This is a genomic window from Enterobacter sp. K510 (assembly GCF_055804875.1).
Map to the genome: position 1 here is coordinate 194,462 of NZ_JBNRLQ010000008.1, position 16,457 is coordinate 210,918.

A 16,457-nucleotide genomic window follows, 5' to 3' on the forward strand; every position below is an offset into this window, starting at 1 on the left:
CTTGAGATTTATTAGTTCTTCAGTTAAGTTAAAAAGTAAGCTTAATAAAATATTAAAAAACGATTTCATTCTCTATATAGTGTGCCCCCGCAATATGATTTAGAGGGAACTAATATTATGCGAATGAAAAAGATTCTGGCGTGCGTGCAAATCGCGCTCCAGTTTATTTCACCCACCTCATTATGTTATCTGGGATCGTTTTCAACCAGCCACGCGCAGGAGACGGTGATTCAACCTAAACCTGTAGCAGACAACGGCAGTAACGACCAGACCATCGCTCAGACCGCGGTGCAGGCAGGTTCGGTGCTGAACGGCGGCAATGGCGGCGCGCTGGACGACGCTATCGTCTCCACCACCACGAGCGCCGCCACCGCGGAAGTACAGAACTGGCTGAATCAGTTTGGTACTGCCCGCGTCAGCATCAGCACCGATGAACATTTCACTCTCCAGGATTCTGAACTGGATCTGCTGCTGCCATTGTATGACGGAAAAGAACACCTCTGGTTTACCCAGCTTGGTGGCCGTCGCTATGACGAGCGGAATATGGTGAACGCGGGGCTGGGTTATCGCTATTTCAGCGACCACTGGATGTGGGGCACCAATATTTTCTACGATCAACAGATTTCCGATAATCATCATAAACGCCTCGGCGTCGGTACGGAAATGGGCTGGGATTACCTGAAGCTATCGGCTAACGGCTATTTCCGTCTCAGCGACTGGATGGCATCAAAAGAGTACGCCGATTATGACGAGCGGGTCGCCAACGGCTTTGACATTCGCGCCAATGGTTATTTACCCGCCTGGCCGCAGCTGGGCACCACGCTGGTCTACGAACAATATTATGGCGACAGCGTCGGCCTGTTCAGCGACGACGAAGACGACCGGCAGAAAAACCCGCATGCTATTACCTTCGGGCTGAATTACACCCCGGTGCCAATGATGACGCTGGGCGTTAACCAGAAATTCGGTAAGGGCGGTAAAAATGATACGCAGGTGAATCTGGGCGTTTCCTGGACCCCTGGCGTGCCGCTCAGCACCCAGCTCGATCCGGACCAGGTTGCACTGCGCCGCTCATTGCTCGGCAGCCGCATGGATCTGGTGGATCGCAACAATAACATCGTGCTGGAGTATCGTAAGCAGGATCTGATCTCGCTGGGCCTGCCGCCCGAACTCACCGGCGCGGAAGGCGAAAAGCAAACCGTGACGGCGAAAGTCAAAACCAAATACGGCCTTGAAAAAATCGACTGGCAGGGGGATGAATTCTTCCGCCAGGGCGGGAAAATCACTGAGACCTCCAGCCCGGAACAGGTGGTGCTGACTTTCCCGGCGTGGAAGAACGGCAGCGCTAATGCGTATGTCATCTCCGCCACCGCGTGGGATAAAAAGGGCAATGCTTCCAATTCCAGCCAGATGAAGGTCAACGTCAGCGGCATTGATGTCGCCACTCTGGTATCAAGTACCAGCGCCTCGCCGGTCACGCTGCCTGCGGATGGCGTCAGCACTTCGGCGGTGCGCGTGACGCTGAAAACGGCAGCGGGAGAAAACGCCACAGGCTTTGCGGAACGCCTGAGCGCGACGCTCACGGCACCGGCAAACGTGGCGAAAAATGTCACCACCGACAGCAAAGCGGCCGCCATCAGCGCCTTTCAGGAAACGGAAGCCGGAGTGTATGTTGCCACCTTTACCAGCGGCACTACGCCGGGGAGCGTGACCGTTCAGCCAGTGATCGACGGTTCAACCAAACTGGCGACGGCAAAAATCATCCTCGAAGCCACGGAAATTCTGCCGACGCTGACGCAGATCGACGTTTCGGCCAGCAGCGTTCAGGCGGACGGCATCACGCCCATTACCCTGACCGCACACGTGGTGGATCAGTTTGGCAAGCCGCTGAAAGACGCCGCCATCCAGTGGAGCGCCGACAACCCGAAAGCGCTGCTTTCCACCGACAGCACCACCACTGATGCACAAGGCCTGGCGACGATCGACGTCACCAGCCGCGAGGTGATCAGCACCATCGTTACCGCACAGCTGGAGCAGGGCAACAGCGTCAGCACACCGGCGCTGAACTTTACCGCCGACGTTGCCAGCGCCCAGGTGGTGACCATTGTAAGCGCGAAGCAAAAGGTGATCGCCAATAACAGCGACACCGATACCGTGACCGCGCAGGTGATGGATCACAATAATCATCCGCTGCCGGACATTACCGTTAACTGGACGGTGAAAAAGACCGACGGCACGCCGTTCAGCAGCAAGATCTCGGTATCCGACAGCGAGGGTATAGCCACGCTTGAACTGAAATCCGCGAAAACCGGTACGGTTACGGTGATGGCGGCGACCAGCGGTGGCACTGCGCAGGAAACCGCTCCTATCACCTTTGTTGCTGATACCCGTACCCAAAAAGTCACCACCCTGACGTTAAGTAAAAACCAGGCGCTGGCAAACGGCACGGACAGCATTACCTACGAAGCGCAGGTTACCGATGCTCAGGGTAACGCTGTCAACGGTGCCAGCGTGGACTGGTCGGCGGATAATCCGGACGCTACCTTAAGCGCCAGCAACACCACCAGCGGCACGGACGGGAAATCGACCATTACCGTCACCTCACTGAAAGCGGGGAAAATCGTTGTGACCGCGCAGACCAGTGAAGCCACGCCGCTACAGGCGGAGCCAGCGACCTTTATCGCCGACAGCGCCACCGCGACCATTAAAACGCTGAAAAGCGATCGCACCTCCGCGCTGGCAAACGGCAGCGATGCCATCAGCCTGACCGCCACGGTCGAGGATGCGAACGGCAACCTGGTGAACAATGCAGACGTTAACTGGACGGTAGACCCGGCAACCGGCACGCTCTCCGCCAGCAGCAGTAAAACCGATGCCTCCGGCGTGGCACGGGTGACGCTCAGCTCCCGGGACGTGGCGCAGTACAGCGTAACCGCCTCCACCGGCAGCAGCAGCGAAACCCTGGCAGGATTGTACTTTATTGTCGACAGCGGCACGGCGCACCTTAATACGCTGACGGCATCGTCAACGGAGGTACTGGCAGACAACAATACGGCTATCACGCTGACCGCGAAGGTTATCGATAACAGCGGGCATCCGGTATCCGGGGAGACGATCAACTGGACGGCGGATAACAGCAAGGCGCAACTCTCTGCAACGCAATCCATTACCAATACCCAGGGCGAGGCGCAGATCCAGGTGGCCAGCGCGGACGTTATCGCTACGGTGATCACTGCCCAGCGTGGCCAGGCGGAAGCCCTGCGCAGCGAGACGCTGAACTTTGTGGCGGACCCGGCCTCGGCGAAACTGGTATCAGTGGAGCCCGACAAAAACCAGGTGGTGGCGAATAACATCGACAGCGCTAAGCTGACGGCGAAAGTCACCGATGCGAATAATCATCCGTTATCGGGCATCAGCGTCACCTGGAAGTTGGATAAAACCGACGGCACTACCCTCGGCAACCGCACCTCGCAGACGGATGCGCAGGGCGTGGCGACGACCGTGCTGAAATCTGCGAAAACCGGATCGGTCAGCGTCTCGGCGGCTATCAACGGCGGCACGCCGTTACGGACCGAAGACATTACTTTTATCGCCGACAGCAGTACCCAGAAAGTCACCGCGATCGCCCTCGATAAAACCGAGGCCATCGCCGACGGTACGGATCGCATTACCTATGAAGCGACGGTGACCGACCAGCAGGGCAACGCGGTGAATGGCGCGACGGTGAGCTGGTCCGCAGACACCTCCGATGCCATTCTGAGTAGCACACAGACCACCAGCGACGGCAGCGGCAAATCGACCATTACCGTAACGTCACTGAAAGCCGGTGAGAAAGTCATTACCGCCCAGACCAGCCCGGAAACGGCAATGCAGGCGAACAGCGCAACCTTTATCGCGGATAAGACGACGGCGAAAGTCGTGGCCGTCAGCAGCGACAAAACTACCGCGCTGGCGAACGATAAAGATGTGATCACCCTCAGCGCCACGGTCACGGATGCCAACGCCAACCCGTTAGACGCAACGGATGTGACCTGGGAAGTGGCGCCAGAAAGCGGAATGCTGTCAGCGAGCACCAGCACCAGCAATGCCGCAGGCGTGGCGCAGGTAACACTGAAATCAGCCGTTGTCGCCAGCTATGAAGTCAGGGCGACGGTCAATGGCAACAGCGACTCCATCAGCAGCCTGAGATTCACCGCCGATAGCGCCACGGCAAAGATTACCAGCCTGACGGCGGATAAGACCGCTGACATTGTGGCGGATAAAGATGTGGTGACGCTGACGGCGACGTTGCTGGACGCTAACCAGCATCCGGTGGTGGGCGAAACGGTGAACTGGCTCAGCAGCGACGACGCTAACAGCACCTTCACGCCAGCGACGTCGGTGACCGATGCCAACGGCCAGGCAACAGCCACCTTTAAAACCCTGAAAGCGGGCAGTGTCGATGTCACCGCCTCGCATACCCACGGTGACAAGACGCTGACGCTGACGGTGATTGGCAACGTTGAAACGGCGCAGTTCGCCGATGTCGTGGCGGATAAAACTGAGGCCGTGGCGGATGGCTCTGAGGCTATCACCTGGAAGGCGATAGTGGAGGATAAAAACCACAACCTGCTACCGGACGTGACGGTAAACTGGAAGGCGGATCGCAGTGATGTGACACTAACGCCGGAAAACGCCACTACCGGCAATAACGGTGAAGTGTCTGCCAGCGGCACCAGCCTTAAAGCCGGTGACGTGGTGGTCACGGCGACGCTGACCAGCCCGGTAAAAGAGAAAAGTGCTAAAACGGTCTCTTTTATTGGTGATGTGAAGAGCGCGAAAATTATCTCGCTGACCGCCAGTAAAACTATCGCCATCATCAACACCGACAGGGTGGAAATGACCGCGACCGTTACTGATGCCCATGACAACCCGGTGCCGAACGTCAACGTCAGTTGGACGACCACTTTGAACCAGCTTTCTGCACCAACCAGTACAACGGGTAAAGATGGCATCTCCACAGTCAAGCTGGCAGGACTGGAGACGGGTAAAGCGAAGGTGACTGCCTCAATCGAGGGTTCCAGCATGACCAGTGAAGAAATTACCTTCGGCGCTCATTACGAGGCAAACTGGGATATCGTCGGCGACAGCGATACGTTTAAAACGCAGGGACTGTTTGGCTTTAAATCTTTGGGTTTTATTGCCAGCGGCAACACTTCGGGGCCTCATGAGCTGACCTGGTCTGCAGACCATAGCGAAACACCGCTGATGTTCAGAGCAACCGATGAAGAGGGGAAAACATGGGATATACATATAAAGGGACAGAGGAGTTCAGCGTGTGGGCCAACTATCTTTAACTCGGCGGCCACCTGTGGGCAGGGGGGATGGGAAAGCTCGGGTTATGCAGCATCGCTAAGCTACAACAGTGCGGATAACCCAGGCCTGCCGCCAGGCGTTTATCGGGGCGTGATCACCTTTGTCGGTCAGGAATGGAATAGCTTAAAGGTGCTGGATTACACAGTAACCACCACCCTGACCGTTAACTAACCAGCACTCGCCTTACCGACGCAGGCCTTCAGCTAACAGCACGAAGGCCTGCGTTGCTTTTGGCAGCCGCTCATCCGGTGCCTCTGCCGCCGCCACCCACAGCGCCGCATTCATTGCAGCGCCGTTCAGCAGACGGGCAGCCGCTTCCACGTCCACCGCTTTCATAATGCCCTGATCGATCATCTCTGCAACCGCCTGACAGGTGGCTTCCAGACAGGCGTTCTGGCTGGGCCAGCCTGACGGATCGCCGAGAAACGCCGGGCCGTCGAGCAGTACAATACGCTGCACTTCCGGATCCAGCGCCATTTCAATATACGCCGTGCCTTCGGCCAGCAGTCGCTCCCAGCCAGGTGCCGCTTTGCTGGCGCGCGCTTTTGCCCGCTGCGCCATTTCCCCGTCTACCTGCGCGACCACCGCGGCAAGCAGCCCGCGCTTATCGCCAAAATTATGGTACAGCGCGCCACGGGTCAGCCCGGCGCTGGCGGTGAGTTCATCCATTGACGCCGCGGCAAAGCCTTTTTCCGCAAAAGCCTTACGCGCGGCGGCAATCAGTTTGTTGCGGTTCTCTTCCATCATTTCTGCACGACGACCGACGGCCATATTCTTCACTCCTTCATTTCATATACGTCGCGTATTTTAAATTGACATACGCGGCGTATGCAAAGATACTCAATTTCACATACAGCGTGTATGTTAAATGATCCTGGCGCGTGACGCCCGGATTTTCTGACTGGATAAAAGAGGTGAGTGATGACAGAACGCGAAGCAATATTCCCGGCCAATCGCCATGCTTTATATAAGCAGCATGGCTACTCCGCGGCGATCCGCTCCGGGGATTTGCTGTTTGTTTCCGGTCAGGTGGGCAGCCGGGAGGACGGGTCGCCGGAGCCGGACTTTGCCGCCCAGGTCCGGCTGGCCTTTGCTAACCTGCGGGCTACGCTGGCCGCTGCCGGATGCGGGTTCGATGATTTGGTTGATGTGACGACCTTTCACACCGATCCGGAAAACCAGTTTGCCACCATTATGGCGGTGAAGCAGGAGATTTTCCCGCAGGCTCCCTATCCCAACTGGACGGCGGTGGGCGTCAACTGGCTGGCGGGCTTCGATTTTGAAATTAAAGTCATTGCCCGCATTCCGTAAGCGCAGTGGCGCGGGTCAGCTGTACTGGCGCACCCGCGCAATTAACTCCTCTGCGCTGTCGATACGTCCGGCCACCAGTATCAGGGATTTACCCAGCTCAATGGCATGACGCAGGCAGGCGTGGCGCATCTCCTCGTCGCGGATGGTATCCAGATCGGCGACGTGGGACAGGCCGACGCTGCGGCGGATCAGCTCCGTACCGCAGTAGCCCACCGCATCAGTCCACACTTTTTTGAGGAACTGCGAGGCATAGCCCGGCGTCGCCAGCGCGGCGTCGCGGGTTTTTTCCGTGGCCAGCGCCTGGAAGCGTTCGGCAAAGGTATGCCACAGCTGCTGAATGTCGGCCAGACGCTGTTCGCGGGCGGCAGCGGCATCGCGAATGCCCAGATGCCCCGGCAGGCCGCAGTAGTTCAGCAACAGGTTGCCGATGGCGGTGCCGATATCAAAGCCCACCGGACCAAAGAAACCAAATTCGGCGTCGATAGCTTTCAGGCTGCCGTCGGCGACGAAAATCGACCCGCTGTGAATATCGCCGTGCAGCAGCGCTTCGGCGTGGGAGAAGAAGTGGTGCTTCAGCGCCGCCACCGCCAGTTTAAGCTGGGCGTCGTCACGCAGGGCGGCGACGTCCGCTTCCAGTTCGGCGGGATAATTATTGCGCTCGTGGAGCTGGTAAGGGTCGTTGAAGAACAGATCTTCAGTGATCTCGCTCATTTCCGGGTTGATAAAACGCGCCACCTGCGCTTTTTTCTCATGGGGATGCAGATAAAAATCGCTGGTGTGGAACAGCGTATACGCCAGATATTCCCCCAGCTGTTGCGGCGCCTGCGGATAGCTGACGTTATTAATCAGCTCGCCGCGCCAGATGCGATGACTGGAGAGATCTTCCATCACCATCACCGCCAGCTGCGGATCAAAATGCAGGATCTGCACCGTGTGCTGTGGACAGTGCTGATAATGTTCTACCAGCGTCTGCGCTTCCAGCCGCGCGCGATCCAGCGTCAGCGGCCATGATTCCCCCACACAGCGCACATAAGGCAGCGCCTGTTTAACAATCACCCGGCTGACGCCCTGACGGTCGAAAATTTTAAACACCAGATTGAGATTGCCGTCGCCGACCTCCTGCGCATCCACCAGTTCGGACGGATCGGCCAGACCGCCAAATTGTTGTGCATAAGCGACAGCGTCCTGCGCGTTGAAGGTTCGGTATTGCGACATTGCCCTGATCCTCATTCTTCTGTTAATAAAGCCATTCAGACGTCTATACTTCCGGAAATCATCCTGACACAATAGGTCACAACAACGCAACAGGGATTTAACGATATGCAGCCATTACAGACCACCAGTCTGCGCGTCAGCGAAAATCAGCTTTTTATCCTCGATCAGCAGGCGCTGCCGCAGCAGAAAAACTGGCTTGCGGCCAGCACCACAGAACAACTGGTGGGGCATATCCACGCCCTGCGCGTGCGCGGCGCGCCGCTGATTGGCCTTTCCGCCAGCCTGCTGCTGGCGTTACAGGCAGAGCAGGGGCTGACGCGGGATGAACTGGCTGAATCGCTGGCGACGCTGCGCGCGGCACGCCCGACGGCAGTGAACCTGATGAATAATCTTGATCGCATGAAAGCGGCGCTGGCGCGGGAGAATTATGTTCCGGCGCTGGTGGCGGAGGCGTTGCGGCTGATCGATGAAGATAAGCAGCTGTGTGACGCCATCGCCCGCGCCGGTAGCGCGCTGGTAACGCCGGGAAGTCGCCTGCTGACCCACTGCAATACCGGCGGGCTGGCGACGGCGGGCGTCGGGACAGCCATCGGCGTGATTGCCCGCGCCCATGAACAGGGGCGGGTGGCGAATGTCTGGGTGGGTGAGACGCGCCCGCTGTTGCAGGGCGGGCGTTTAACGGCGTGGGAGCTGAATGAGCTGGGCGTGCCCTGCCAACTGATAACAGATTCGATGGCCGCCAGCCTGATGGCGAAAGGGCAGGTGGACGCGGTGTGGGTCGGGGCAGATCGCATCGCCGCCAATGGCGATGTGGCGAACAAGATCGGCACCTATTCGCTGGCGGTGCTGGCAAAATTCCACGGTATTCCGTTTTACGTCGCCGCACCTCACACTACACTGGATCGTGGCTGTCCGGATGGCGACGCCATCCCCATCGAACAGCGGGCGGCAGAGGAAGTGACAGGCGTGGCGGGCAGCTTTGGCGCGGTGCAGTGGGCGCCGGAAAAAGTACGGGTGTACAACCCGGCGTTTGATGTGACCCCGGCGGCGTTGATCAGCGGCTGGGTGCTGGATACGGGCGTGGTAACGCCGGAACAGGTCGCGGCAGGGGCGTTTGCGTGATATGCCGGGTGATGGGGTGCGTCCCGTGCCCGCTGTTTTGCCGGGTGGCGCTGACGCTTACCCGGCCTACAACAGCCATGCAGGCCCGGCAAGCCTGCGCCGCCGGGCGATACGTGCAGGTTTACCGGCCCGCCCCGTGGGGCGTTATCACCGCTTTGCCTTTTAACAATTTCCGTACCCAGAAGCGGTTCGGGTTCAGCGCCGCCAGGGTTTCGCCGTCCAGCGGGATCGGCTCGTCGCTCATCTGCGCGGCGAGGATCTCCGCCGCCAGCGGCGCGCTGCACAATCCCCGCGAACCCAGCGCCCCCAGCAGATACAAATCTTCCCACACCGGCGCGCTGACCGCCTGCTCCGGCTGTTCTGCCAGGCTGGCATATTCCCTCAACGTCGCCGCGAAATCCGGCGCGTTACCCACCACCGGCAGATGATCGCGGGTAGCGCAGCGCACGCCGTTGCGCGCCTCCTTAGCCGTTACATCCACCTCTTTCGCCCAGGCGGCATCCGGAAAACAGTCCAGCAAGCGCTGGCGATTATGCTGCTGATCGTCCTCGCGATACGCCGTTTCGCGATCGCCACGATGATAGCTTGCGCCGATGCAATGCTGCTGATTCACCGGATTTTGCGGCGTCAGATAGCCGTCGTAGCACAATACCTGCCGTAAAGGCGACAGCCCCGGCGTGGTGGGAATATGACTGACCTGGCCCGCCACCGGATAGACCGGCAACGCCTCGGTCTGGGTGAAATCCCCCAGCCGGTGCCCGTTCGCCAGCACCACCACCGCATGGGCGGCCTGAGCGCCATCAGCAAAACGCAGCTGCCAGCCACTTTCCCCCTGCGTCAGTTCGGCAACGTCCCGCTGATAATGCACTTTCAGGCCCTGAGTAACGCCCAGCTCAATGGCCGCCGCCGTTAGCTGGGCCGGACACAGCCAGCCGCCGAGCGGATACTGAATACCGCCGCAGCCGGTATCAACGCCGGTCGTTGCTTCAATACACGCTCCATCGGCTGCCGCGGCGATCTCCTGCGGCAGCGCCAGAGATAACATCTGATCGATTTTATGCTGGCTCTTTTCATCCCAGCCGGTCTGCGTCACGCCGCACCAGTCATGATCGAACGCTACCGGCAGCGTGTCATACAGTCTGCGGGCAAAAGTGAAGGCGGCGGGGAAGAAGCGCGCCAGCGCCGGATCGTGGGCATTCAGCAGCGGATAGAGCGCCCCCTGGCGATTACCGGACGCGCCCTGGGCAGGGGCGGCATCGGCGCAGTAAAGGGTCACCTGCCAGCCCCGACGCAGCAGGGCAAGGGATAACAGCGCGCTGGCCACGCCGCCGCCGATAAGCGCCACTTCACGGCAGGATGCGCCGCTGCGCGCAAACCAGGGCGCGCGCGGGGCAGGCTCACGCGTTTGCTTCATCACGCCGGTGAGCATTTCACGTTTACGGCCAAACCCTTTGCTTTTTTGCATGGTAAAACCGGCGTCCTGTAGCCCGCGACGCACAAAACCGGCGGAGGTGAAGGTCGCCAGCGTGCAGTCCGGGCGCGCCAGCCGCGCCATGGCGTTAAACAGCGCCGGGGTCCACATATCCGGGTTTTTAGCAGGCGCAAAACCATCCAGAAACCAGGCGTCCACTTTTTGATCCAGCGAATCGTCCAGCGCGTCGGTCAGGGTAGTAATATCGCCAAACCACAGATCCAGCGTTACCCGTCCGCCATCAAGCAATAAACGGTGACAGCCTTCAAAAGGCAGCGGCCACTGCGCCTGTAACTGTTCCGCCCAGGGGGCCAGTTCCGGCCAGCGCTGATGCGCCTTTTGCAGGTCGTCGGCGCGCAGGGGGAATTTTTCAAAACTGATAAAATGTAATCTTTGTACGCCAGTATGGGGATGCACAGCGGTGAAGGCGTCAAACGCTTGCCACAGCGTCAGGAAATTCAGGCCGGTGCCAAAACCGCTCTCCGCCACCACCATTAATTCGCGGGGATGGGTGCGAAAACGCGCGGGCAACTGATTGCCGCCGAGAAAGACGTAACGCGTTTCTTCCAGCCCGTTATCATTGGAAAAGTAGACGTCATCAAAATCTCGGGAAACAGGTGTACCCTCAGCATTAAATTCGAGGTTGGCAGGTTGTATAACGGTTTGTTTCACGTAAGTTACTCGTGTGGCGGGCAGTGTCACGATCTTAACGAGGAGTGTCAGTTGGTGCAAATTTCTGCATAAATTCGCTGATCGGACTTGTTCGGCGTACAAGTGTACGCTATCTTGCCACTCGAATATTAAAATAGTTCGACTTACAGGGGTATTGAATGAAACGTGCAGTGATTACTGGCCTGGGCATCGTTTCCAGCATCGGTAACAACCAGCAGGAAGTCCTGGCATCTCTGCGTGAAGGACGCTCAGGGATCACTTTCTCTCAAGAATTTCTTGATGCTGGCATGCGTAGCCATGTATGGGGTAACGTAAAACTCGACACCACCGGCATGATCGATCGCAAAGTGGTCCGTTTCATGAACGATGCCTCTGTTTATGCCTATCTGTCTATGCAGCAGGCAGTGCAGGACGCCGGTCTGACTGAAGAGATGTATCAGAACAACCCACGCGTGGGTATCGTTGCCGGTTCCGGCGGCTCGTCCAAAGCGCAGGTTTTCGGCGCAGATGCCATGCGTAGCCCGCGCGGTCTGAAAGCGGTCGGTCCTTATGTCGTGACCAAAGCGATGGCCTCTGCGGTTTCCGCCTGCCTCGCCACGCCGTTCAAAATCCACGGCGTTAACTACTCCATCAGCTCCGCCTGTGCGACCTCCGCACACTGCATCGGCAACGCCGTTGAGCAGATCCAGCTGGGCAAACAGGACATCGTGTTTGCTGGCGGCGGCGAAGAGCTGGGCTGGGAAATGGCCTGTGAATTTGATGCGATGGGCGCGCTGTCCACCAAATACAACGACGACCCGTCCAAAGCGTCCCGTACCTATGATGCAAACCGCGATGGTTTCGTGATCGCAGGCGGCGGCGGTATGGTGGTGGTTGAAGAGCTTGAGCACGCGCTGGCGCGCGGCGCGCACATCTATGCTGAAATCGTCGGTTACGGCGCAACGTCCGATGGCGCAGACATGGTTGCCCCGTCAGGCGAAGGCGCAGTGCGCTGCATGAAGATGGCGATGCACGGCGTGGATACGCCGATCGATTACCTGAACTCTCACGGCACCTCGACGCCGGTTGGCGATGTGAAAGAGCTGGGCGCGATCCGCGAAGTCTTCGGCGATAACTCCCCGGCGATTTCCGCCACCAAAGCCATGACCGGTCACTCGCTGGGCGCGGCTGGCGTTCAGGAAGCCATCTATTCCCTGCTGATGCTGGAGCACGGTTTCGTCGCCCCAAGCATCAACATCGAAGAAATGGATCCGCAGGCAGAAGGCCTGAACATCGTGACTAAAACCACCGAACGCGAACTGAAAACCGTCATGTCCAACAGCTTCGGTTTCGGCGGCACCAATGCCACGCTGGTGATGCGTAAACTCGACGCGTAATTAACATGCCCGGCGGCACAGCCGCCGCCCGGCAAGAATCTGAAAGGAGCCTGATGGCTCCTTTTTTCATTTCTGAGCCTTGGCCAATAATGTGATGTCGATCCGGTAAAGCTGCCGCGTCGTTGTTATTCTCTTTGCGTTATCAACGGAAAAGGGGGTAAGCATGCCAGGATTTAAAGCGGATTTTCTCTGGGGCGGCGCGGTCGCGGCGCATCAACTGGAAGGGGGCTGGCGCGAAGGAGGAAAGGGCGTCAGCGTGGCGGATGTGATGACGGCAGGCCGTCATGGCGTGCCGCGTGAGATCACCGAAGGGGTGATCGAAGGCAAATATTATCCCAACCACGAAGGCATCGATTTTTACCATCGCTATAAAGAAGACATTAAGCTGTTTGCGGAAATGGGATTCAAATGCTTCCGCACCTCCATCGCCTGGACACGTATTTTCCCGAAGGGAGATGAGCTGGAGCCAAATGAAGCCGGGCTGCAATTTTACGATGATCTGTTTGATGAGTGCCTGAAATATAATATCGAACCGGTGATCACCCTCTCGCATTTTGAAATGCCCTATTATCTGGTGACCGAATACGGCGGCTGGCGCAATCGTCAGGTGATCGAATTCTTTGTCCGTTTCGCCAGAGCGGTATTTACCCGCTACCAGAATAAAGTGAAATTCTGGATGACCTTCAACGAAATAAATAACCAGGCCAATTTCCACGAAGATTTTGCCCCCTTCACTAACTCCGGCCTGCATTATAAGCCCGGTGAAGATCGCGAAAAAATTATGTATCAGGCGGCGCATTATGAGCTGGTGGCAAGCGCCCTGGCGGTGGAAGCGGGCCATGCCATTAACCCGCAGTTTCAGATCGGCTGCATGATCGCCATGTGCCCGATTTATCCGTTAAGCTGCGATCCGAACGACATGATGATGTCGGTTCGTGCCATGCATCGCCGCTACTGGTTTACCGACGTCCATGTGCGCGGCTATTACCCGCGGCACATTTTAAATTACTTCGAGCAGAAAGCCTTTAACCTGGATATTACCGATGAGGATCGCCAGATCCTGACCCGCGGCTGTGTGGATTATATTGGCTTTAGCTATTACATGTCTTTTGCCACCAAAGCGACGGACGATAATCCGCAGCTCGATTATGACGAAACCAAAAGCCTGGTGAAAAATCCGTATGTCAAAGCGTCGGACTGGGGCTGGCAAATCGATCCGGTTGGCTTACGTTATTCGCTGAACTGGTTCTACGATATGTATCAGCTGCCGCTGTTTATTGTCGAGAACGGTTTTGGCGCGATCGACGAAAAAGAGCCTGACGGCACGGTAAACGATCGGTACCGCATCGAGTATCTTGAAAACCATATCCGCGAAATGAAAAAAGCGGTGGTGGAGGACGGTGTGGATCTGATGGGCTATACCCCGTGGGGCTGTATCGATCTGGTCTCTGCCGGTACCGGCGAGATGAAAAAGCGCTACGGTTTTATTTATGTCGATAAAGATAACGAGGGCAAAGGCACGCTGGCGCGCAGTAAGAAGAAATCCTTCGACTGGTATCGCGACGTTATAAAAAGTAATGGCGAGAATGTGTAAGCGCTAAACAGAACGCCGGGTAGGGAAATCTACCCGGCGGTGTCGTTAAATGACGATCCACACCAGCAACAATGCCACCATCAGGGCAACAAACATCAGGCCCGGGCGGGCTGAAAGGGTTTTCACCGTTTCCATCACCGGCGCGAACAGCGGGCTGTAAATCGGCTGTATATCGCGCACTTCCAGCGTTTCCTGCGCGCGCTCGGTACGACGCAGGAAGACAAAATTAAGCAGATCCTGCACCTGGGCATTGGTCAGCACGCTTTGCGGCGTGAGCTGGAACGTCTGCTGGGCATAATCCTGAATATGCTGCCACTCGTTGCTGTCCATCGGCTGCTTGAGCGCGGCCTGCATGGTATGCAGCGTCGGCGCGGGTTGCAGGCTGAGGGTCTGACGCGCCTGAAGCCAGGTCATCAGCGGGGCAAAATGTTTCGCCGGAATAAGCTCGCCGGTCTTCACGCCGGACAGCTCCAGCATCGACTGCCAGATCTGTTTGCCTGACTCGCCGGTCGCGGCCGCCAGCTTAGTCACCGCCTGATTCAGGGCATTGTGCTCGGCGGGCACCAGCGGCCTGTCGGTAGCGGGGCGCTGCTGAGGCTGCGGAATATTCAGCTCGCCTTTTTGCAGCATCACCAGCACCGTTTTCAGCTGATCCGGCGACAGCTGGCTTAACGCCGTCTGGCCGAACTGCTGGCGAATAAAGTCGCTCACCGCCTGACGGTTATTGCCCTGGCCTAACAGCTCCGTCAGCCGGGAAAGCACCTGGCGGTTAGCGTGCTGCTGGCTGGCATTCTCCAGACGCTGATTCAGGCTCTGTTCCGCTGCCGGAAAGTGTTTCGACAGCAGCGGGGTATCATTTTTTAATCCTAAATCGTGCTTCACTCCCGCCCATACTTCCGCGCCCTGCTGGTGCGTTAAAGAGATCAGGCGCGTGATCAGGCGCTCCAGCACGGTGCGCTGTTGCGAGGAGAGCGGTTGTTCGCCCGCAGCACTGGCGGGTGGAGTTGGGTCTTGCCCCGGAGGGCGCACCGGCACACCCTGGATGGGTTGCATCATTCAAAATCCTCGTAACGGTGGTCGGCATTCTCGGTATGCCTGGCGGCGAGATTATGGCACACTTGCACGCTTATCTCTCGTTATCATACAGGTACCGGAACGTGAAAATTCTCGTTGATGAAAATATGCCTTATGCCCGTGATTTGTTCAGTCGTCTGGGCGAGGTGAAACCTGTCCCTGGCCGCCCGATACCGGTGGCGGAACTGAACGATGCCGACGCCCTGATGGTGCGCTCGGTGACGAAGGTCAATGCATCCCTGCTCAGCGGAACCGCGATCCAGTTTGTCGGCACCGCCACGGCCGGTACCGATCATGTCGATGACGCCTGGCTTGCGCAGGCGGGCATTGCGTTTTCTGCCGCGCCGGGCTGCAACGCCATCGCGGTGGTGGAATATGTCTTTTCGGCGCTGCTGATGCTGGGCGAGCGCGATGGTTTTAGCCTGCGCGATCGCACCGTCGGCATTGTGGGCGTGGGCAACGTCGGCTCGCGTTTGCAGGCGCGGCTGGAGGCGCTGGGCGTGCGCACCTTATTGTGCGATCCGCCGCGCGCCGACCGTGGCGAGGAGGGCGATTTCCGTTCGCTGGACGAGCTGGTGCAGGAAGCCGATATCCTTACCTTCCACACGCCGCTGTTCAAAGACGGCCCGTACAAAACGCTGCACCTTGCCGATGAGGCGCTGATCGCCAGACTTAAACCCGGCACCATTTTAATCAACGCCTGTCGCGGACCGGTGGTGGATAACGCCGCGCTGCTGGCGCGGCTGAACGCCGGTCAGGATCTCAGCGTGGTGCTGGATGTCTGGGAGCCGGAGCCGGATCTGAACGTCGCGCTGCTCGATAAAGTGGACATCGGCACCGCGCATATCGCGGGTTACACGCTGGAAGGCAAAGCGCGCGGCACCACCCAGGTGTTTGAGGCCTACAGCGAATTTCTCGGCAAGCGTCAGCAGGTGGCGCTGGATACCCTGCTGCCCGCCCCGGAATTCGGTCGCATCACGCTGCACGGCCCGCTTGATGAGCCAACGCTGAAACGACTGGTGCATTTAGTGTATGATGTGCGCCGCGATGATGCGCCACTGCGAAAAGTGGCGGGCATTCCGGGTGAATTTGACAAGCTGCGCAAAAATTATCTTGAGCGTCGCGAGTGGTCTTCGCTGTACATCCAGTGTGATGACGCACAGGCCGCGACCTTACTGCAACAGCTCGGCTTTAACGCCGTTCATCACCCGACACGCTAACTCATTTTCTGTCGCTCTCCCGCCTGCGGGCAGGGGAGCGTATTGCT

The 16,457-nt window shown here is 58.2% G+C and carries 10 protein-coding genes; 6 read left to right on the plus strand and 4 right to left on the minus strand.

What is annotated here, in order from left to right; translation table 11 throughout:
• Window positions 1–117: 117 nt before the first annotated feature.
• Window positions 118–5,526 carry an Ig-like domain-containing protein gene (locus ACQUTD_RS15555; protein ID WP_473277061.1) on the plus strand — a complete coding sequence of 1,803 codons (5,409 nt, stop codon included), beginning with the start codon at window positions 118–120 and terminating at the stop codon, window positions 5,524–5,526.
• A 12-nt stretch (window positions 5,527–5,538) separates the two neighbouring features.
• Here the strand turns inward: ACQUTD_RS15555 and ACQUTD_RS15560 are convergent, their stop codons facing one another.
• Window positions 5,539–6,126: a TetR family transcriptional regulator gene (locus ACQUTD_RS15560; protein WP_473277064.1), complete on the minus strand. Its 588-nt coding sequence runs from the start codon at window positions 6,124–6,126 to the stop codon at window positions 5,539–5,541.
• A gap of 150 nt (window positions 6,127–6,276) precedes the next feature.
• Here ACQUTD_RS15560 and ACQUTD_RS15565 point away from each other — a divergent pair, with 150 nt between their 5' ends.
• Window positions 6,277–6,666 carry a Rid family hydrolase gene (locus tag ACQUTD_RS15565; protein ID WP_473277066.1) on the plus strand — a complete coding sequence of 130 codons (390 nt, stop codon included), beginning with the start codon at window positions 6,277–6,279 and terminating at the stop codon, window positions 6,664–6,666.
• A gap of 15 nt (window positions 6,667–6,681) precedes the next feature.
• On the opposite strand, the gene mtnK is transcribed toward ACQUTD_RS15565, so the two are convergent.
• Window positions 6,682–7,881, minus strand: a complete 1,200-nt coding sequence (gene mtnK, locus ACQUTD_RS15570) for an S-methyl-5-thioribose kinase (RefSeq protein WP_473277068.1) — start codon at window positions 7,879–7,881, stop codon at window positions 6,682–6,684.
• A gap of 105 nt (window positions 7,882–7,986) precedes the next feature.
• Here mtnK and mtnA point away from each other — a divergent pair, with 105 nt between their 5' ends.
• The gene (gene mtnA, locus ACQUTD_RS15575; RefSeq protein WP_473277069.1) at window positions 7,987–9,003 is read left to right on the plus strand and encodes an S-methyl-5-thioribose-1-phosphate isomerase; all 1,017 of its coding nucleotides are present in this window, start codon (window positions 7,987–7,989) and stop codon (window positions 9,001–9,003) included.
• Between the two features lie 121 nt (window positions 9,004–9,124).
• Here the strand turns inward: mtnA and mnmC are convergent, their stop codons facing one another.
• Window positions 9,125–11,146, minus strand: coding sequence for a bifunctional tRNA (5-methylaminomethyl-2-thiouridine)(34)-methyltransferase MnmC2/FAD-dependent 5-carboxymethylaminomethyl-2-thiouridine(34) oxidoreductase MnmC1 (gene mnmC, locus ACQUTD_RS15580; RefSeq protein WP_473277071.1), 2,022 nt, complete (start codon window positions 11,144–11,146; stop codon window positions 9,125–9,127).
• A 158-nt stretch (window positions 11,147–11,304) separates the two neighbouring features.
• On the opposite strand from mnmC, the gene fabB reads away from it, so the two are divergent.
• The gene (gene fabB / locus ACQUTD_RS15585; RefSeq protein WP_473277073.1) at window positions 11,305–12,522 is read left to right on the plus strand and encodes a beta-ketoacyl-ACP synthase I; all 1,218 of its coding nucleotides are present in this window, start codon (window positions 11,305–11,307) and stop codon (window positions 12,520–12,522) included.
• A gap of 163 nt (window positions 12,523–12,685) precedes the next feature.
• On the plus strand, window positions 12,686–14,116 hold the full coding sequence (locus tag ACQUTD_RS15590) for a 6-phospho-beta-glucosidase (protein ID WP_473277075.1): 1,431 nt from the start codon (window positions 12,686–12,688) through the stop codon (window positions 14,114–14,116).
• Window positions 14,117–14,161: 45 nt separating this feature from the next.
• On the opposite strand, the gene flk is transcribed toward ACQUTD_RS15590, so the two are convergent.
• Window positions 14,162–15,169 carry a flagella biosynthesis regulator Flk gene (gene flk / locus ACQUTD_RS15595; protein ID WP_072569496.1) on the minus strand — a complete coding sequence of 336 codons (1,008 nt, stop codon included), beginning with the start codon at window positions 15,167–15,169 and terminating at the stop codon, window positions 14,162–14,164.
• A 104-nt stretch (window positions 15,170–15,273) separates the two neighbouring features.
• Between flk and pdxB the strand changes: the two genes are divergently transcribed.
• Window positions 15,274–16,410, plus strand: coding sequence for a 4-phosphoerythronate dehydrogenase PdxB (gene pdxB, locus ACQUTD_RS15600; RefSeq protein ID WP_473277077.1), 1,137 nt, complete (start codon window positions 15,274–15,276; stop codon window positions 16,408–16,410).
• Window positions 16,411–16,457: the final 47 nt, after the last annotated feature.

Coding starts and splice junctions, on each gene's coding strand:
- ACQUTD_RS15555 (WP_473277061.1), top strand. CDS start 118: ATGCGAATGAAAAAGATTCTGGCGTGCGTGCAAATCGCGCTCCAGTTT.
- flk (WP_072569496.1), bottom strand. CDS start 15,169: ATGCAACCCATCCAGGGTGTGCCGGTGCGCCCTCCGGGGCAAGACCCA.
- fabB (WP_473277073.1), top strand. CDS start 11,305: ATGAAACGTGCAGTGATTACTGGCCTGGGCATCGTTTCCAGCATCGGT.
- ACQUTD_RS15590 (WP_473277075.1), top strand. CDS start 12,686: ATGCCAGGATTTAAAGCGGATTTTCTCTGGGGCGGCGCGGTCGCGGCG.
- ACQUTD_RS15560 (WP_473277064.1), bottom strand. CDS start 6,126: ATGGCCGTCGGTCGTCGTGCAGAAATGATGGAAGAGAACCGCAACAAA.
- mtnA (WP_473277069.1), top strand. CDS start 7,987: ATGCAGCCATTACAGACCACCAGTCTGCGCGTCAGCGAAAATCAGCTT.
- mtnK (WP_473277068.1), bottom strand. CDS start 7,881: ATGTCGCAATACCGAACCTTCAACGCGCAGGACGCTGTCGCTTATGCA.
- ACQUTD_RS15565 (WP_473277066.1), top strand. CDS start 6,277: ATGACAGAACGCGAAGCAATATTCCCGGCCAATCGCCATGCTTTATAT.